This is a genomic window from Neorhizobium sp. 05N33, assembly GCF_056397445.1.
In genome coordinates this window covers 338,401-355,913 of the sequence record NZ_JBFTNK010000004.1, presented here as the reverse complement: position 1 = coordinate 355,913, position 17,513 = coordinate 338,401, and the positions used below count along the sequence as shown (strand labels likewise).

14 protein-coding genes are annotated in these 17,513 nt (G+C 63.2%); 9 read left to right on the top strand and 5 right to left on the bottom strand.

All coding sequences use genetic code 11. The annotated features are described in order from the left end of the window. Nucleotides 1–531: 531 nt before the first annotated feature. Nucleotides 532–735, bottom strand: coding sequence for a hypothetical protein (locus AC1DLT_RS14075; RefSeq protein ID WP_038543470.1), 204 nt, complete (start codon nucleotides 733–735; stop codon nucleotides 532–534). A gap of 323 nt (nucleotides 736–1,058) precedes the next feature. Between AC1DLT_RS14075 and AC1DLT_RS14070 the strand changes: the two genes are divergently transcribed. Then, nucleotides 1,059–1,895 (top strand): NAD(P)-dependent oxidoreductase, encoded by an 837-nt coding sequence (locus AC1DLT_RS14070; RefSeq protein WP_477487126.1) that lies wholly within the window; start codon nucleotides 1,059–1,061, stop codon nucleotides 1,893–1,895. Between the two features lie 111 nt (nucleotides 1,896–2,006). On the opposite strand, the gene AC1DLT_RS14065 is transcribed toward AC1DLT_RS14070, so the two are convergent. Together AC1DLT_RS14065 and AC1DLT_RS14060 are read right to left on the bottom strand one after the other, a co-directional pair. Then, the gene (locus tag AC1DLT_RS14065) at nucleotides 2,007–5,207 is read right to left on the bottom strand and encodes an efflux RND transporter permease subunit (RefSeq protein ID WP_477487244.1); all 3,201 of its coding nucleotides are present in this window, start codon (nucleotides 5,205–5,207) and stop codon (nucleotides 2,007–2,009) included. Between the two features lie 2 nt (nucleotides 5,208–5,209). Beyond that, nucleotides 5,210–6,490: an efflux RND transporter periplasmic adaptor subunit gene (locus tag AC1DLT_RS14060; RefSeq protein ID WP_477487125.1), complete on the bottom strand. Its 1,281-nt coding sequence runs from the start codon at nucleotides 6,488–6,490 to the stop codon at nucleotides 5,210–5,212. Nucleotides 6,491–6,767: 277 nt separating this feature from the next. Between AC1DLT_RS14060 and AC1DLT_RS14055 the strand changes: the two genes are divergently transcribed. The 4 genes from AC1DLT_RS14055 (at nucleotide 6,768) to AC1DLT_RS14040 (ending at nucleotide 12,181) form a co-directional block, all read left to right on the top strand. After that, entirely contained in the window at nucleotides 6,768–9,251 is a 2,484-nt protein-coding gene (locus AC1DLT_RS14055; protein ID WP_477487124.1) for an ATP-dependent helicase, read from the top strand. 2 nt (nucleotides 9,252–9,253) lie between these two features. Continuing rightward, complete coding sequence (locus AC1DLT_RS14050; protein ID WP_477487123.1) at nucleotides 9,254–9,847, top strand: AAA family ATPase; 594 nt, start codon at nucleotides 9,254–9,256, stop codon at nucleotides 9,845–9,847. A 110-nt stretch (nucleotides 9,848–9,957) separates the two neighbouring features. Further along, a complete protein-coding gene (locus AC1DLT_RS14045; RefSeq protein ID WP_477487122.1) occupies nucleotides 9,958–10,959 on the top strand; it encodes a zinc-dependent alcohol dehydrogenase family protein in 1,002 nt (333 codons plus the stop codon). A gap of 76 nt (nucleotides 10,960–11,035) precedes the next feature. After that, nucleotides 11,036–12,181, top strand: a complete 1,146-nt coding sequence (locus AC1DLT_RS14040) for an amidohydrolase (protein ID WP_477487121.1) — start codon at nucleotides 11,036–11,038, stop codon at nucleotides 12,179–12,181. Nucleotides 12,182–12,208: 27 nt separating this feature from the next. Here the strand turns inward: AC1DLT_RS14040 and AC1DLT_RS14035 are convergent, their stop codons facing one another. Further along, on the bottom strand, nucleotides 12,209–13,591 hold the full coding sequence (locus AC1DLT_RS14035) for a DUF2778 domain-containing protein (RefSeq protein ID WP_477487120.1): 1,383 nt from the start codon (nucleotides 13,589–13,591) through the stop codon (nucleotides 12,209–12,211). Between the two features lie 322 nt (nucleotides 13,592–13,913). Then, nucleotides 13,914–14,834: a LysR family transcriptional regulator gene (locus tag AC1DLT_RS14030; RefSeq protein ID WP_477487119.1), complete on the bottom strand. Its 921-nt coding sequence runs from the start codon at nucleotides 14,832–14,834 to the stop codon at nucleotides 13,914–13,916. A 188-nt stretch (nucleotides 14,835–15,022) separates the two neighbouring features. Between AC1DLT_RS14030 and AC1DLT_RS14025 the strand changes: the two genes are divergently transcribed. The 4 genes from AC1DLT_RS14025 (at nucleotide 15,023) to AC1DLT_RS14010 (ending at nucleotide 17,506) form a co-directional block, all read left to right on the top strand. Then, nucleotides 15,023–15,640 carry a cupin domain-containing protein gene (locus AC1DLT_RS14025; RefSeq protein WP_477487118.1) on the top strand — a complete coding sequence of 206 codons (618 nt, stop codon included), beginning with the start codon at nucleotides 15,023–15,025 and terminating at the stop codon, nucleotides 15,638–15,640. A gap of 84 nt (nucleotides 15,641–15,724) precedes the next feature. Continuing rightward, nucleotides 15,725–16,351, top strand: coding sequence for a bifunctional nicotinamidase/pyrazinamidase (pncA, locus tag AC1DLT_RS14020; RefSeq protein ID WP_247138057.1), 627 nt, complete (start codon nucleotides 15,725–15,727; stop codon nucleotides 16,349–16,351). Between the two features lie 119 nt (nucleotides 16,352–16,470). Further along, complete coding sequence (locus AC1DLT_RS14015) at nucleotides 16,471–17,190, top strand: AzlC family ABC transporter permease (protein WP_477487117.1); 720 nt, start codon at nucleotides 16,471–16,473, stop codon at nucleotides 17,188–17,190. 1 nt (nucleotide 17,191) lies between these two features. Next, nucleotides 17,192–17,506 (top strand): AzlD family protein, encoded by a 315-nt coding sequence (locus AC1DLT_RS14010; RefSeq protein WP_477487116.1) that lies wholly within the window; start codon nucleotides 17,192–17,194, stop codon nucleotides 17,504–17,506. Nucleotides 17,507–17,513: the final 7 nt, after the last annotated feature.

Here is a 17,513-nt window from a genome sequence, read left to right as displayed (position 1 = left end):
ACGGGTGTTGTGGGAACGGTTGCGTGCCCCTCCGAAAGAGGGCGTCATGCACGCTCGCAGACCAGGATGCCGCAGGCCATGACTGCCGCCCGGCATCGTCTTCCACCTGCGCCGCACAATCCGGGCTCTTTAAAAACCCTCGGACGCCGCACGGCGCGGCCCCGATCACCCTGTGTGCCTCACAGGCACGCCCGACGCTCCATGACGGAAAACGAAACGAGAAGTCGGGTCCGACAGCTTTCTCATCCGTCCCGCGTCGCCGGAGGGAGACCATTTTCCGTGGACCCCGAATGGAAGGACTTACGTCGTTTCCTCCCACCCGGCGCCGGTCCCGCCTCGCCAGCACGCCTGCCGGTGTATCCGCGACGGAACGGGGGGATTTTAGGCACGGGCTGGGAGGACGGGGATGAGAGAGGTGGAAAATTAAACTAAGTCGTTGAGCCGACAGGCGGGTGAAGCTTGGGACATCCCCGCGACGGCGCGGCCCAACGAACTCGAATAGGATGCCGGACGCGAAACCTGATGCCGAACCTAGCCCGCTATGGCTACGCTCAGCCGCTGCTGTACCTGATCGACATTGCCGCGGACATAGACGGCCGTGGGCTTGCCGCCGGTGCTGGCGAGCGCAAGAGCGACGATGGTGACTTCCTCTTCGAAGGTCGTGACGTAAAGCACCTGGGCGGGATTGATGTATACGGACTGGTTATGGGTATTCTTGAAGCCGATCAGCGCCATACGTCTCTCCTTCTGCTGCGTGGCGGGATATGCCATGCCATGCACAAGGTTGCCGCAAGTTTAACAGGCCCGGCTCGTGACCGTTGTGACGATAAGAAGTCTCGAAACCGACCACCGCAGCGAGATGTCGACGATGAGCCTCCCGTGCCGGTAAGTCCTTGCGCCCCGGCAGGGTGAGTTTCCGGGTGCCGGGCGCGAATCGCGGGCAAGGCCTTCGCGTCACGGACAGGTCTTTTTGTCCCGGCGCAAAATAGTTCACCTGCGAGTCGTCGATCGATGCTCTAAATCAGGTTCTGCTTTTATCAAATTTCAGGAGATCAGCGATGGCGACAATTGCAATCATCGGCGCGGGTGCGATGGGGAGCGGGATCGGCCGGCAGTTGGCGGAGGGCGGCGCAAGCGTGCTGACCTATCTGGAAGGCCGCTCACCCGGGACCCGCGAGCGGGCCAGGGCCGCCGGAATGGCACCCGCCTCGCTTGAAGACATCATCGGGGCGCAGATCGTTCTGTCGATCGTTCCGCCCGCCGAGGCGATCGGCGTTGCCGAACGTCTGTCCGCGGCGATCGGAGAGCGCCCAAGCCCGGTGACATTCATCGACTGCAACGCGATCTCGCCAAAGACGATGAATGCGGTCGCAGCCGCTTTCAGGCCCGGCCAGGCGAACGTCCTGGACGGCTCGATCATCGGCCTGCCGCCGCAGCCGGGAAAGGCCGGACCAAAACTCTATATCAGTGGCGACGGGGCGGACAAAAGCGCCGTTCTCGCTGCGCACGGGCTTCACATCCGCCGGATCGAAGGGGCTGTCGGAGCGGCCTCGGCGCTAAAGATGTGTTATGCCGGCATCAACAAGGGCATGACCGGGCTCGGCACCGCCATGCTTCTCGCTGCCATCGGATCGGGTGCCGACCAGAGTCTTAAGCGGGAGATGGCCGAAAGCGCGCCCGATCTCGACCGGAAACTCACAAGCGCCATTCCCGACATGTATGCAAAAGCCTATCGTTGGGTGGCGGAGATGGAGGAGATCGCCGCGTTCCTCGGCGAAGACGATCCGGCCTCGCAGATTTTCAGGGGAATGGCGGGATTGTTCCAGAAGATGGCCGAGGACCGCGCCGGTGGCGGCGAGCTTGCCGGTCAGCTCAACGCCTTGCTGGGCCGGTAGATCGCAAAAAACCTCGACATTATCTCTTCTGTCCCCGGATCAGGTCCGAGGACAGGAAGGATGGGAGGAAACGAAGTACCCGCGCTCTCGAACGGATCGTCACTCGGCCCGTTACTCGGCAGCGAGCAGCCGTTCCTTGCCGTCCTCTTCCTCGTTGTCCTGCTTTTCCGGCTTGCGGCGGGTGGCATGCGCCAGTTCCTGATGGAACCGTGCTTCCTCGTGCACATGCGGCTTGGCGAAGCCCGCGATCAGAAGATAGGCAACCGGGGTGATGAAGAGCGTCACGATGACCGCAAAACCGAGGCCGCCGACGATCACCCAGCCAAGAGCGATACGGGCTTCCGCACCGGCGCCTTGAGCCAGCAGCAGCGGCACGCCGCCGATGACGGTGGCGATCATCGTCATCATCACCGGGCGCAGGCGAAGGGCGCAGGCCGTTTCGATCGCCTCGCGCACGCTTGACCCGCGGTCGCGCAGCTGATTGGCGAACTCGACGATCAGGATGCCGTTCTTCGCCATCACGCCGACGAGCAGCACGAGGCCGATCTGGCTGTAGACGTTGAGGCTCGATCCGGTCAGCACCAGTGCGATCGCGGCGCAGGCAAGCCCGAGCGGCACGGTCGACATGATGATGATCGACGACAAGACGCTTTCGAACTGCGCCGCCAGAACCAGGAAGATGATCGCGATCGCAAAACCGAAGGTCATCAGCATGGCGTTGGAGTTTTCGCCAAGCGTCTTGGCCTCCGCCATCGGCACCAGACGGACACCGGCCGGCAGCAGCGGCTGGGCGATCGCCGTGACTTCCTTGACCGCATCGCCGAGCGCCACGCCGTCGCGCAGGTTCGACGAGATGGAGACCGACGCGAGCTGCTGTTCGCGGTTGAGCTGCGGCGCAACCGCGCCTTCCTTCAGGGTCGCGATCGTCGACATCGGCACGATCTTGCCGTCGCCGGTCTTCAGGAAGATGTTTTCAAGATCGGTCGGATCGTCGATCGGCCTCGTGGTCGAGGTGAGCTTGACGGGCAGCGCATCGCCGTTGACGAAGACGTCGACGACGGAACGGCCCTCGAGCAGCGACTGCATGGCGGTCGACAGGCCGGTAATGTCGATGCCGAGGTCGGAGGCCCGCTCGCGGTCGATCGCCACCGAAAGCTGCGCCTGGGTCGGCTCGTTGGTGAGGCGCGGCGTATCGAAGAACCGGCCGCCTTCGCTTTCCATATGCGAGACGAGTTTCAGGGCGGTCGAGGTCAGGAGGTCGTAGTCGTTGCCGACCAGCGCCATCTGCAGCCCGTTGCCGGCGCCCCGGATCTTCAGGCTGTTCGCCTGCATGGTGAAGCCGCGCAGCGCCGGAACCCTGAGCGCTGCAGCATTGACGTCGGCAGCGATCTGGTCCTGGCTGCGGGTGCGCTCGTCCCAGGGCGCCAGCGTCAGGACCATGAAGCCGCTATTGGTGTTACTGCCGAACCCCGAGATCGAGAACACATTGGTGATCTCGCCGGAATCGCGCAGCGACTTCAGGTTCTCCTCGACACGCTGCATCTGATCGCGCGTATAATCGAGGCTGACGCCTTGCGGCGTCGTCAGGCGCAGCATGATCGTGGCGCGGTCTTCCCGCGGCGTCAGCTCGCTCTTGACGAGGCCGAAGACGTTGTAGGCGGCGACCGAGAAGACCACCGAGACGACGATGACGACAAGCGGCGCGTTGAGGCAAAACCGCAGCGAGGACGCATAGACGCTGGCAAACGCGTTGCCGAAAGCACCGAGCAGGCCGTGGTCTTCCTTCATCGGCTTGGTCAGCATGCGCGACGCAAGCATTGGGCAGAGCGTCAGGGCGGTCACCGACGACAGCGCCACCGAAAAGGCGAGAACGAAGCCGAATTCCTTAAACAGCCCGCCGATCTGGCCGGGCAGGAAGGACAGCGGAATGAAGACGGCCGCGAGCGTCGCGGTCGTCGCGATGACGGCGAAAAACACTTCCTGGGTGCCGAGCACGGCGGCGGCGCGTGGTCCCATGCCTTCCGCCCGTCGCCGGACGATGTTTTCGAGCACGACGATCGCATCGTCGACCACGAGACCTGTCGCCAAAACGATCGCAAGCAGCGTCAGGATGTTGATCGAGAAGCCGACGAGATAGATCGCCACCAACGTGCCGATCAGCGCCACCGGCATGGTGATCGCCGGGATCAGCGTGGCGCGCCAGTCGCGAAGGAACAGGAAGATGACCACGACGACGACCGCCGCCGAGAGCATCAATGCGGTCTCGACTTCGTGCAGCGCGCCCTGGATGAAGATCGCGTCGTCGCCGGTAACCGCGATGCGGGTGCCTTCCGGCAAGGTCTTCTGCATCTCCGCGACGGCGGCCTTGACGCCTTCGGAAATGTTAAGCGTGTTGGACTGCGCCTGGCGGATGATGCCGAGGCCGACGCCCTGCACGCCGTTGGCGCGCAGCACGGTCGTGCCGTCGTCCGGGCCGAGCGCCACGGTCGCCACATCGCGGATGCGGACGTTCGGCCCGATCAGGACGTTTTCGAAATCCTGCGGCTTGGTGAGGCTGGCGGTGGCGCGAACGACGATGTCCTGCGTCGTGCTCTTCAGCGAACCGGCCGGAACGTCGAGAGCGGCGCTCGACAGCGCCTTGGAAACGTCGGCAACGGTCAAGCCGCGACCGGCCAACGCAGCCTGGTTGATGTCGACGCGGAATACCTTGTCCTGGTCGCCGTAAAGTTCGACGTCCGCCACACCTTCCACGGCGGCGAGGCGGTCGACGACCGCGTTTTTGACCAGCTGGGTCAGGTTTTCCATCGACATCTTCGAGGATGTCACCGCCAGGCGCATGATGGCGTCGGAATCGGCGTCAGCCTTGACGATGCGGGGCTCGTCGGCATCTTCCGGCAATTTGTTGATGACCCGGCCGACGGCATCGCGCACGTCGTTGGCGGCTTCCGACAGGTTGATGCTATCGGAAAATTCCATCGTCACGCGGCTGGAACCGAACTGCGACTGCGACGACAGCGCCTTCAGGCCGGACACGCGGGCGACCGCGCCTTCGATGACCTGGGTGACTTCCTGGTCCATCGTCTGCGGCGAGGCGCCGTCGTAATTGGTGCGTACCGTGATGACCGGCTGGTCGACGTCGGGAAGTTCACGCACTTCGACGCCGGCAAGCGCCGCAAGACCCGCGACGACGAGCAGCGTGTTCAGGACGGCGGCAAGAACGGGCCGGCGGACGAAGAGAGCGGTGAAGCTCTGGCTGGATTTCTCCGCATCGCCCTTCCCCTCGTCGTCGTGGCCATGCCTCGGAAGCTCCATCTTCATTGGCGCGCCACCTCAGCGGTTTCCGGCGCGCCGAAAATCCGGACTGACGCCCCCTCCCTCACCCGTTGCAGACCTTCGGTCACTATCCTGTCGCCCTCTTGGAGCTCGGCGCCCACGAGTACTGCATCGGGATTGCGCTGAACGACGCGCACCCGGGTCTTGACCGATTTATTGTCCTTGACCTGCCAGACATAGGAACCCTCGCCGTCCCACTGGACGGCGAGCGGATCGACCGCCGGGTATCTTTCGCCGGCAAAGCGCATGCCGACATTGAAAGCCATGCCGGCGCGCAGAACATCGCCCGGATTTTCGACACGGGCGCGGATGCGCATCGTGCGGCTTGCCGCGTCGATACGGTTGTCGATCGCCTCTACCTTGCCGGAGAAGACCTGGCCCGGGCGGGCGATCGAGCTCGCGTCGACTGCCTGGCCCGGCTCGATGGCAACGGCGAAACGCTCCGGCGCCCAGAAGTCGACCAAAATAGCCGTGCGGTCGTCGATTGTCACCACATTGGTCTGGGTGGTGACGTTGTCGCCGATATTGACCGCGACGATGCCCGCGATGCCCTCGATCGGCGCGACGATATCCCGGCGCTTCAGGTTGAGTTCGGCCGTGGCGAGCGCAAGCTTGGCAGCCTGTTCGGCGATCTGGGCATTGAGCACGTCGAGGCGCGAGAACGACTGGAGGTTCTTGTAGGACGCGGATTTTTCCTGGGCGCTCTGCAGCGCGACCTGCGCCTTTTCGCGCTCGATCGTCTGTTCTTCGTCGTCGAGGCGGGCGAGCACCTGGCCCTTGGTGACCTTCTGGCCGGAAACGACCCTGATCTCGTTGATCGTTCCGGAAGACTGCGGCATGACGACGACGGACTGGATCGCCTCGCCGCTGCCGATCGCCGTGAGGCGGTCGTTGACGGTACCGATCGCCACCGGCTGGGCGACGACGAGCGTGGCGCGGTTGCCACCCTGTCCGCCCTGTCCGCCGGCACCGCGCTGGCCGTTCTGGCCCGCGTTGTTCTGGGCCGCGTTCGTGGATCCGTTCTGAGAATTTCCCTGTACTGCGCCCTGACCTTGCTGGCGCGCCGCCGCATTGCCGTTTGCACCGGCGGCTGCCGCCGTTGCGGGCTGGGGGGCATGTTTCGGGCTTATGGCTGCAATCACTCCACCGGGAACGCCGAACTTTGCAAGCGTGGCTCCTGCACTCGGCACTAGGTAAACCCACAGAGCCAGCGCTCCCGCCAGGACGGCGAGACAGAGCAGAAGCTGTTTCCAAATCCGCATTCAATTCTCCGAAGGAGGCACGAAAAGGCCATATTGCCGGGGAGTATCCTTTTTTGCGGGTGCTCACGCAATGGGTCTTCGGCAACCTTACAAAAATGTAACCTCGCGAAATCTCACGGGTATGTTAGACGGCAAGCATACTTATACTCCTAAAATTGCCGCTTTCGCAGAGCGCAACCGCCGGGCTCTTCACACTTTAGCCTTGCCTTGTGTGGAGACTGGGAATGAAAGCAGAACATTTTCTGGTCTTTCAGGTCCGAATCACTACATTGGCCGCATGACGAACAGTTTCGACGACATTCCGTTCTTCGATGAAGAACCGCAGCACCCGCAGGCGCCGCGCAACACGGCCCCCGCTCCGGCACAGGCTGCGGGCAGTGGCGGCCTCGGCATCGCCGCGCGCGCCATGGCGGCCCGCGACCAGCACCGTGCGCCCGACTATCTCGCAGGCCTCAACCCCGAGCAGCGGCTGGCGGTCGAGACGCTGAATGGACCGGTTCTAGTGCTCGCGGGCGCGGGCACGGGCAAGACGCGGGTGCTGACCACCCGCATCGCCCATATCCTGGCAACCGGCAGCGCCTATCCATCACAAATTCTTGCGGTGACCTTTACCAACAAGGCTGCCCGCGAAATGAAGGAACGCGTCGGCGTGCTCGTCGGCGGCGCGGTCGAGGGCATGCCGTGGATGGGCACCTTCCACTCGATCGGCGTGAAACTGTTGCGCCGCCATGCGGAACTCGCGGGCCTTCGCTCCGACTTCACCATTCTCGACACCGACGACGTGGTGCGGCTGATCAAGCAGCTGATCCAGGCCGAGGGACTGGACGACAAACGCTGGCCGGCAAAGCAGTTCGCCGGCATGATCGACACCTGGAAGAACAAGGGCCTTACCCCGCCGGACATTGCCGAGGGCGACGCCCGTGCGTTTGCCAACGGCAAGGGCCGCGAACTCTATGCCGCCTACCAGGCACGGCTTCGCACGCTGAACGCCTGCGATTTCGGCGATCTTCTGCTGCACCCGATCGCGATCTTCCGCAAGAACCCGGATCTGCTCAAGGAATATCACGGCAAGTTCCGCTATATCCTGGTCGACGAGTATCAGGACACCAACACGGCCCAATACATGTGGCTGCGGCTGCTCGCCCAGCGGCCGAAGGACATTCCCCAGAACGTCTGCTGCGTCGGCGACGACGACCAGTCGATCTATGGCTGGCGCGGCGCCGAAGTCGACAACATCCTGCGCTTCGAGAAGGACTTTCCGGGCGCGAAGGTGATCAAGCTGGAGCGCAACTACCGCTCCACCGAACACATCCTCGGCGCCGCCGGCCATCTGATCGCCCATAACGAAGGCCGGCTCGGCAAGACCCTGTTCACCGACCGCTCCGACCCCGACGACGAGAAGGTGGTGGTGCATGCCGCCTGGGATTCGGAGGAGGAAGCGCGCGCCGTCGGCGAGGAGATCGAGAACCTCCAGCGCGGCAAGCACAAGCTCAACGACATGGCGATCCTGGTGCGCGCCTCGTTCCAGATGCGCGAATTCGAAGACCGGTTCGTGACGTTAGGCCTCAACTACCGCGTCATCGGCGGCCCGCGCTTCTACGAGCGGCTCGAAATCCGCGATGCCATGGCCTATTTCCGCATGGTCTGCCAGCCCTCCGACGACCTCGCCTTCGAGCGGATCATCAACACCCCGAAGCGCGGCCTCGGCGACACGACCGTGCGTTACCTGCACGACTACGCCCGCGCCCGCGACATCCCCATGCTGCAGGCGGCGGCCGACATCATCGAGACCGACGAACTGAAGCCGAAGGCGCGCAAGGCGCTGTTCGACGTCGTCACCGATTTCCGCCGCTGGCAGGGCCTGCTCGAAAACACGTTGCACACCACGCTTGCCGAGCAGATCCTCGACGAGAGCGGCTATACCGCCATGTGGCAGAACGACAAGTCGGCGGAAGCACCGGGACGGCTGGAAAACCTCAAGGAACTCGTGCGTTCCATGGAGGCTTTCGAGAGCATGCGCGGCTTCCTCGAGCACGTCTCGCTGGTCATGGATGCCGAGAACAACGAAAACCTCGATGCCGTGTCGATCATGACGCTGCATTCGGCCAAGGGCCTGGAATTCGACACCGTCTTCCTGCCCGGCTGGGAGGAAGGCCTGTTTCCGCACCAGCGGGCGCTCGACGAGGGCGGCCGCTCAGGGTTGGAAGAAGAACGCCGCCTCGCCTATGTCGGCCTGACCCGTGCAAAACACCGCTGCCATATCTGGTTCGTCTCCAACCGCCGCATCCACGGCCTGTGGCAATCGACCATGCCGTCTCGTTTCCTCGACGAACTGCCGGCAGCCCATGTGGACGTCGCAGCCTCGGACAGCAATTACGGCGGTTATGGCGGGCGCGGCGGCTATGGCCAGTCGCGCTTCGACAAGGCCGATCCCTTCGCCAACACCTATTCGACGCCCGGCTGGAAACGCGCCCAGGCCAACAAGACCGACGCTACCCGCGACAACTGGGGCACCCGCTCCGGCCACGCCGTGGAACGCATCGGTTACGGCGAAAGCGGCCCGCGCACCCGCACGATCGACGGCGAACTGGTGGCCAAGTCCGTGGCCGACAAGCCCTCGCAATTTTCGGTCGGCGACCGGGTGTTCCACGTCAAGTTCGGCAACGGGAATATCTCGGCGATCGAAGGCAACAAGCTGACGATCGAGTTTGATCGCGCCGGGCAGAAACGGGTGCTGGACGGGTTTGTGGAGCGGGTGTGAGCTTGGACATTGCTGCAGGGCCTGACGACCAGATTGAAATCCTGCTGCTGACCGGACCTGCGGGCGTCGGCAAGTCTACTCTTTCCTGGGAGATCTCTGCTCGCCTCGCCGAGGCCGGTATTGCGCATGCGGCGATCGAAAGCGACGAACTGGACCGGATATTCCCGCGCCCTTCGCGTCAGGACCTGGAGCGGCTGTCTCCCGGCACGATCGATGTCAGTGCCCTCACCCTCAAGGCGATATGGTCGACTTACAAGGAGCTGGGGAGCAAGCGCCTGATCCTGTCGGGCGTGATGATACACCTGGATTTCGACAGAAGGTGGATCACATCGGCGATACCCGGCGCCAGGTTCACTGTCGTTCGCTTGATGGCAACAGAAGAAAACATTGCCAGCAGATTGGCCCGGCGAGAAACTGAAGGAAGCATGGAGGATCAACTCGGACGTTCTCTCCGGCAGATGAACCGCATGGCGACCGAAACGGGCAAGGATATTCTTTACATAAATACCGACGGACGCACCGCTTCCGAGATTACAGACGACGTTTTAGCCAGGATAGACTGGCTTCAACCGCAAAATCGGACTGAAATGTTCTAGACTTGCTTGGCCACCAGAGCAGCCACACGGGCGGACAGTCAACCTTGTCAGCCTCCCTGTCTCCCGCTACCTCAAGCACCGGAGCTTTGGAATTTTTAAGGGAGGAACTCATGAGAGCCATCGTCACGGCCCCTGGCGGGCTCGATGCCCTGAAGCTCGTCGATCTGCCGGATCCCGGCAAACCGGGCCGGGGCGAAATCCGGGTGGCGCTGCATGCGAGTTCCATCAATTTCCATGACCTGAGCGTCGCAAGCGGCAGGACGCCGACCGATGGGCGGGTGCTGATGGCGGATGGCGCCGGCGTGGTCGAGGAGGTCGGCGAAGGGGTGACCGAGTTCAAGCCGGGCGACCATGTGGTCTCCTGCTTCTTTCCGGACTGGCAGGATGGTCCGCCTTTGCCCGGCGGTTTTTCGCGCACGCCCGGCGATGGGATCGACGGCTTCGCGACGGAATATGCGGTGCGGCCGGCGGCCGCCTTCACGCTTGCTCCGAAAGGTTTCAGCCATGTGGAAGCGGCGACGATCACCACGGCTGGCCTGACCGCCTGGCGGGCGCTTGTCGAGCTCGGCAAGCTGAAGGCCGGCGAGACGGTGCTGGCGCTCGGCACGGGCGGCGTGTCGATCTATGCGCTGCAGATCGCCAAAGCCATGGGCGCGCGGGTGGCGATCACCTCCTCCTCGAACGACAAGCTGGAGCGCGCCAAAAAGCTCGGGGCCCAGTTTACGGTCAACTACAGGGATCATGCCGACTGGGGCAAACAGGTTTTTGACTGGACCGGCGGCCGCGGCGTCGACCATGTGGTGGAAGTCGGCGGTCCCGTAACGCTCGGACAGTCCATCCAGGCGGTGAAGATGGGCGGCCATATCGCCATGATCGGGGTGCTGACCGGCGCGCGCGGCGAAGTGCCGACGGCGGCGCTGATGGGCAAGCAGGCGGTTCTTTCCGGCATCCTGGTCGGCAGCCGCCGGCAGCAGCAGGATTTCGTGCGTGCACTCGATACGGGTCTCGTCCGGCCGGTGATCGACCGGGCGTTCCCGCTCGAAAAGCTCGCCGACGCCTTCCGTTACGAGATGAGCGGCAGCCATTTCGGCAAGATCGGCATCGAGTGGTGATACGCCGAGGGCAGAGGTTCTGCTTGCAGGGAGCCCCTGCCCCGGTTACCTCAAACCCGGCAATCAGGGAGCGCCCATGTTTCTCAGCAATCAGGACGTCATCGAGCTCACCGCATGGCGGCGCAAGCTGCATGCCATGCCGGAAATCTCCGGCGAGGAGATCGCGACAGCGGCGGAGGTGCAAGGGGTCCTCGCCGATACGAAACCGGATCGGATCGTGACCGGCCTCGGCGGCACGGGCGTCGCGGTTATCTATGAGAGTGGCCTTCCCGGCCCGTCCGTTCTGTTCCGCGCCGAGCTGGACGCGCTGCCGATCGAGGAGATCGGCACGCCGGACTATCGCTCGCAAATCCCCGGCAAAGGCCATATGTGCGGCCACGACGGTCACATGACCATGCTTGCGTCGCTGGGGCGCCAGTTCGGCCGGGAAAAGCCGAAACGCGGCCGCGTCATCCTGCTCTTCCAGCCGGCCGAGGAGACAGGCGCCGGCGCGGCGGCCGTCATCGCCGACGAAAAATTCCAGGAACTGGCGCCGGATTATAGCTTTTCCCTGCACAACATGCCGGGCCTGCCGCTCGGCCATGCCTGGCTGAAGGACGGCATCGTCAACTGCGCCTCGCGTGGTCTGAAGATCGTCCTGTCCGGCCGCACCGCGCATGCCTCCATGCCGGAGACCGGCATCTCGCCGGTGCCGGCGGTGGCAACGCTGATGCCGGCGCTGACGGCCCTCAGCCGAGGCTCGATCGCAACCGGCGACATGGTGCTGGCAACGGTGACGCATGCCTCGGTCGGCGAACCGGCCTTTGGGATTGCGCCCGGCCATGCCGAAGTCTGGGTAACGTTGCGCACCATGACCGATGGCCAGATGCAGGCGTTGACGACCAAGGCCGAAGATCTGGTCCGCGAGGTCGCAGCCGTCGGCGGTCTCGGATACGCGATGGACTATCACGACATCTTCGGCCATTGCGAAAACCATGCGGAAGCCACCACGCTGCTGCGCGCGGCGATGGAAGCCGAAGGCATCTCGCACGAGGCGGGAGAAACGATGCGCGGCTCGGAGGATTTCGGCCGGTTCGCGACCGTGTCGAAATCGGCGATGTTCTTCCTGGGTGCCGGCGAAAACATGCCGAACCTGCACAATCCGAACTACGATTTTCCCGACGACCTGATCCCGATCGGCACGAAAATTTTTATGCGGGTCGCGCGGGATATTCTCGGCTGAAATTGGGCCGGAGGAGACGACGCCTGATCAGGCGTCGTTGTTGCCGAACAGCTTGGCCATGAAGCCGCCATTGGTGCCGCGGCCGGGACGCTTGCCGTCCCACTTGGGCACGATCACCATATGGGTGATATCGCCGCGCTGGAACGCTTTCAGGAACGCGTTGTAGTCGGCAAAGGCGACGCAGCCATGCGAGTCGCCGCGCACGCGCAGCAGGAAGCTGTGGGCGAGCAGTCCGGTGCGGCCCTGCGGCGCCCTGCCGTCGACCGGCGTCAGGCGGATCGCGGCAACGCCGTGGAACAGCGTTTCGCGCATCGACAGCTTATAGGTGCCGGGCGGCGTCGGGCCACGCATCGTCACATGCGTGAAGTTCGGGTTGTCGCGCATTTTGCCGATGCCGGAATGGGCTTCGAGCTTCGAGCCGTTCGGCATATAGACCATGCCGCCGGCGATATCGTAGACGGCCACTTTTGTGCCGATTCCCGGCCAGGCCGGCGCCGATTGCGAGGGACGGGTCGGCTCCTCGCGCATCGGATTGTCGGGTTTGGCAAAGGCGAGCGCGGTCGGCTTGTCGTCGCCGTCAGCCGCCCTGGAGGGTTTTTGCGGCGCGACCGCGGCGATGGCGGCAAGCGCTGCCGGCTTGGCGGGCTTGTCGGCGGTAGATCCCGGGCGGATCACGGGCAGCGGGCCGGCCTTCGGCAGGGCATAGGCAGGCGCCGCCGGGGCGGCCTGTTCGACCACCGCGACTTCGCTTTCGTCGTCGCCGTCCTCGTCTTCCTTCAGAGCGGTTTCTTCAAGCGCCGCCATCTCGACGGGCTTCATGTCCCTGAGCCCGGCAACGGTGGTGACCGTCTCGGCATCCTGGATCATGTCCGGCAAGGTTGATCCGGCACGCGGCGCCACGACGACGAGGTTTTCCATCGCAGGCGCAAGCACGGCGCGGATGGCGTTGGCATCCGGGCGGATCTTTTCGAGAGCGGCAAACTGCTGTTCATGTTCCTGATGCCGTACGGCCTTCGCCATCGCGACATTGAGCGTCTGCTTGATGGCCGAAATATCCGGCTTGCGGGCCTCGAGGGCTGCCACATCGGCGCCAGCCAGACGCTTGCCTTTCGGATCGGCGGGTGCGCTACCGGGCAGGCGGGAGAATTTCGAGACGTCGATTTCGCGCTCGCGCGAAACAGCGGCGGGAGCTGCAAGGGCGATCGGTCTTGTCAGTGCCGTTTCGAACTTGACGTCGGAAGCCGACTTCACCGCGGTCGCCATGGTAACCATCGACGCACCCATCAGGGCTGCGACCGTCAGGCCGAAACCGACCGTGACATTGACCAAGAGAGAGCGGGATTTCTTGCGGCGTTGCGGAACTTTACCTGCCTGCCTGCCATTCACCGACGTCTGGACCGAACGCGCCATCACTCGTTACCCGAACCGTTACTCACACGGGCAGGCATCGCTTCCGCGAGACTGCCAAAACAACCCCGACAAGCATTGAGCAAGAAGAGAACCTGCTCACCGCCGCCAATCGACTGCATGTGAGGATGAACGATTATGGTAACCAATGTCTTTACGTCGCCCCGATTTGGTTTCGGTGGTGCACATAAAAGCGCATGCCGTCGGAAGTTTAACCGAAATGCGGCAACAGGGTGTCCCCCTCGGCGCGCTTTAAGGCAGGTCAAGCCAACGACCGTTGCTGTTTAGCCACAAAATCTCATTCTTTCAAGGCTTATCACAATTTTTATACCATTTCTCTTTCTGCCCTCCGCCGGCCCTCGGACACATATTCGAGCAGCAGTGCCTTGGCGACGTCCATGACCGCGCGGACGCGAGGTGTATACCGAAGCCTTTCATGGGTGATCAGCCAGATCTCCGCAGCAGGCGGCATCTCGGGTCGGAAACAGTAGATCAGGTCGTCGTCACCGGTCGCCACGAACTCCGAAAACAGCCCAATCCCGAGCCCGCTGCGAATGCTCGACAGCGTTGCAGAGACGGTGTTCTGCCGCACCACGATCGCGTTTTCGGGGAAGTTTTTCCGCACCCACAAAACGGCCGGATGATCCTTGATATGCGGGTCGATGGAGATCAGCGAATGCCGGTGAAGTTCGCCGACTTCACGAGGTACGCCGTGGCGTTCGGCATAGGCGCGGCTGCAGTAGAGGCTCCAGATGTCGTCGGTGATCCGCACGCCGACGAGCCCGCCCTCGACCGGACGGGCGGCAGCGCGCAGCGCGATATCGGCATCCCCTCTTGAAAGATCGAGCCGGCTGTCGGTCGTCACCACGTGCAGGCTGATATTGGGATGCGTCGCCTTGAGCCGGCTGATCAGCAAGGGCAGGAATCGAGCGGCCAATACATCGTTGGTGGTGAAACGAACGCTCCCGGTAATGTCGCAGGAAACCGCGTCCATTGCATTGGAGAACGCCGTCATGGCATCGCGCACCACCGTCGCCGGGCCGATCAGCGATCGGCCGACATCAGTCAACTCGTAGCCGGTGCGCCTTTTGTCGAAGAGTTCGACGCCGAGATCCTGCTCCAGGCCGGCGATCCGCCGCGACACCGTGCTCTGGCTGACCTTCAACAGGCGCGCAGCCGAAAGCGTCGAGCCGGTCTCGGCTACGGCGAGCAGAAAGCGCAGATCGTCGTAGTTCAATTGGCCCATGGATTGGTTATGCAAAAACGGTGAATGGACGGGCAAAAAAGGTGTTTGCGGTAGTTTCGCCGGCAACCTACACGCCTTTTATCGCCGGCGGAACTGGCCTTGCTGGTCATTCTCCCGGCACTTCCCCGTTCGACGGGTTGCCCCGATCAAAAGATTGCCCTGATCAAAGATTGCCAAGGAGAGAACCCATGCCGAGAGCACTCGTCCCCGCCCATACCAGGATCGTCAACCACTTCAACAAGGAGACCTTCGTCTTCACCGATCCGGTGGAAAGCGAGGCTCTGTCCAAGTTCGACGTCATCCTCGAAAAGGGTGGTTCGGGCGGCGGCAATGCGATCGCCCATATCCACCCCAAGGCGGACGAATATTTCCACGTCCACAAGGGCCGGCTGATGATCATGATCGACGGCGTCGAACATTTCGCCGATGTCGGCGAAACCGTCATGGTCCCGCGTGGCAAGGCGCATTTCTTCCGCAATGCCAGCGACGACGAAACCCATGCCACGGTGTCGTTCATGCCCGGCCAGAAGCATCTGCGTTTCTTCATCAACCTCGCTGCGTCGACGGTGCTGACGCCGGAGAATTTCTCGCCGCAGGGGGACGCGAAGCTGCTCGCCATCGCTCTGAAGCTCCACGCCTATCGCGACCATCTCTACCTCGCGGGCCCGCCGATCTGGGTGCAGAAGCTGATGTTCGCCACCCTTGCCCCGATTTCCAGGCTGATGGGCTACCGGCTGATCGTCGCTCCCGACGACGCGCCGCTTGGCCAGGATACGGTGCTCAAGCTCGCGACGGAACTGCGCTGACTGCTGCGCTGCAAAACATATCGGCCTTGATCCTGCCCTTCACCCTTGGCATCCTTCGGCAATCCAGGATTCGGAGGATGACGGATGAAAGCGCTGCTCCTGATCGACATCCAGAACGGTTTTTGCCCGGGCGGCAATCTGCCCGTGGCGCACGGTGACGAGATCGTGCCGGTCGCAAATCAGCTGATAGAAGGCGGCGGTTACGACGTCATCGTCGCCTCGCAGGACTGGCACCCGGAAAACCACGGCAGCTTTGCCTCGCGACATGCGGGTAAGAAGCCGTTCGAGATGGGCGAACTGTCCGGCCAGCCGCAGGTCATGTGGCCGGACCATTGCGTGCAGGGCACGCCGGATGCGGAATTCCATCCCGACCTCAACATCGATGCCGTCGACTATATCCAGCAGAAGGGCGAGAACCCTGCCGTCGACAGCTATTCCGCCTTCCGCGACAACGACCAGGCCGCAACAACGGGCCTTGCCGGCTATCTGAGAGCCCAGCAGGTGACCGAACTTGATCTTTGCGGGCTTGCAACCGACTACTGCGTGAAATTTTCCGCTCTTGACGCCGTGGAAATGCTGCCGGGTGTAAAAGTGCGCTTCATCGAGGATGCCAGCCGTGGCATCGATCCGGAAGGCGTAAAGAGCGCCATCGCCGAGATGAGAGCCAAAGGAATCGGCATCGTTTCGAGCAAGGACATCCTCGCCGACTGATCGACGGCACCGGAGCCGCCGGAGCTCGATAGTTCAGCGGAATCGATCGTTCCATCAGCCCAATTGAATTGCGCGAGGTCCCGCAGGGCTCTAAAGCCGATGCGAAAAGGATTTATCCAATGAATCGCAGCGAATTCAAACAGGGTGTGAAGGGTGGGCTTATCATCGCCCTCTCCTCGGCGCCCTTCGCCGTGTTGTTCGGCGCCGTGGCAAGCGACAACGGCCTCTCGGTCATGGAAGCCGGGCTGATGAGCGCGACCGTCTATGCCGGCGCCAGCCAGCTCGTCGGCATCGAGCTTTTCGGCCACCATGTCGCGCCGTGGCTGATCGTGCTCTCCGTCTTCGCCGTCAATTTCCGACATATCCTCTATTCGGCGGCGCTAACCCGATACATTACCCATTTCACGCCGCTCCAGAAATTCTTCACCTTCTTCGTGCTGACGGATCCGCAATTCGCCGAAGCCGTGAAGCGCGGCGAAAGCGGCCAGGGCGTCAGCTTCCGATGGTATATCGGCTTCGGCGCCGCGATTTATTTCCCCTGGCTGTTCTTCAGCGTCGTCGGCGCGTTTTTCGGGCGGATGATGGGCGATCCGCGTTCGCTTGCGATCGACGTGCTGCTGCCGGTCTATTTCCTCGGGCTGGTCATCGGCTTTCGCAGCAAGCCGGGCTTTTATCCGGTGGTAGTGGCGAGCGCACTCGGTTCCGTGCTCGGCTATCATTTTGTCGGCTCGCCCTGGCATGTCAGCATCGGTGCCGCGGTCGGAGTGGTCGTCGCGGCTTTCTTGCCGCTGTCCACCGATTCCGTGCCGGCGAACGCCGCCGCCGAGATGGAGAGCTGACATGGCCGACCTCATCTCCGCGGATATGGCTCTGCTGATATTGGCCGCGGCGGTCGCGACCTACCTTACCCGCATCGGCGGATATGTGCTGATTACCCGGATGAAGACGATCCCGCCGCGCATGGAGCAGGCCCTCAACGCCGTGCCGGCGGCGGTCCTGACCACGCTCGTCGCCCCCGCCTTCTTCAACGGCGGCTGGGACGTCAAGATCGCCATGCTGGCCGCGCTCGTGGTCGGCATCCGGTATCCGGGTCTCCTGCTGCTCGGCGGCGGCTGGGCGGCAGCGATGATCTGCCGCCACCTCCTGGGCTTCTGATTAGAGA

Bases quoted from the DNA above. Each gene is read 5' to 3' on its own strand.
- AC1DLT_RS14075 (WP_038543470.1), bottom strand. From the start codon at position 735: ATGGCGCTGATCGGCTTCAAGAATACCCATAACCAGTCCGTATACATC.
- AC1DLT_RS14070 (WP_477487126.1), top strand. From the start codon at position 1,059: ATGGCGACAATTGCAATCATCGGCGCGGGTGCGATGGGGAGCGGGATC.
- AC1DLT_RS14065 (WP_477487244.1), bottom strand. From the start codon at position 5,207: ATGGAGCTTCCGAGGCATGGCCACGACGACGAGGGGAAGGGCGATGCG.
- AC1DLT_RS14060 (WP_477487125.1), bottom strand. From the start codon at position 6,490: ATGCGGATTTGGAAACAGCTTCTGCTCTGTCTCGCCGTCCTGGCGGGA.
- AC1DLT_RS14055 (WP_477487124.1), top strand. From the start codon at position 6,768: ATGACGAACAGTTTCGACGACATTCCGTTCTTCGATGAAGAACCGCAG.
- AC1DLT_RS14045 (WP_477487122.1), top strand. From the start codon at position 9,958: ATGAGAGCCATCGTCACGGCCCCTGGCGGGCTCGATGCCCTGAAGCTC.
- AC1DLT_RS14040 (WP_477487121.1), top strand. From the start codon at position 11,036: ATGTTTCTCAGCAATCAGGACGTCATCGAGCTCACCGCATGGCGGCGC.
- AC1DLT_RS14035 (WP_477487120.1), bottom strand. From the start codon at position 13,591: ATGGCGCGTTCGGTCCAGACGTCGGTGAATGGCAGGCAGGCAGGTAAA.
- AC1DLT_RS14030 (WP_477487119.1), bottom strand. From the start codon at position 14,834: ATGGGCCAATTGAACTACGACGATCTGCGCTTTCTGCTCGCCGTAGCC.
- AC1DLT_RS14025 (WP_477487118.1), top strand. From the start codon at position 15,023: ATGCCGAGAGCACTCGTCCCCGCCCATACCAGGATCGTCAACCACTTC.
- pncA (WP_247138057.1), top strand. From the start codon at position 15,725: ATGAAAGCGCTGCTCCTGATCGACATCCAGAACGGTTTTTGCCCGGGC.
- AC1DLT_RS14015 (WP_477487117.1), top strand. From the start codon at position 16,471: ATGAATCGCAGCGAATTCAAACAGGGTGTGAAGGGTGGGCTTATCATC.
- AC1DLT_RS14010 (WP_477487116.1), top strand. From the start codon at position 17,192: ATGGCCGACCTCATCTCCGCGGATATGGCTCTGCTGATATTGGCCGCG.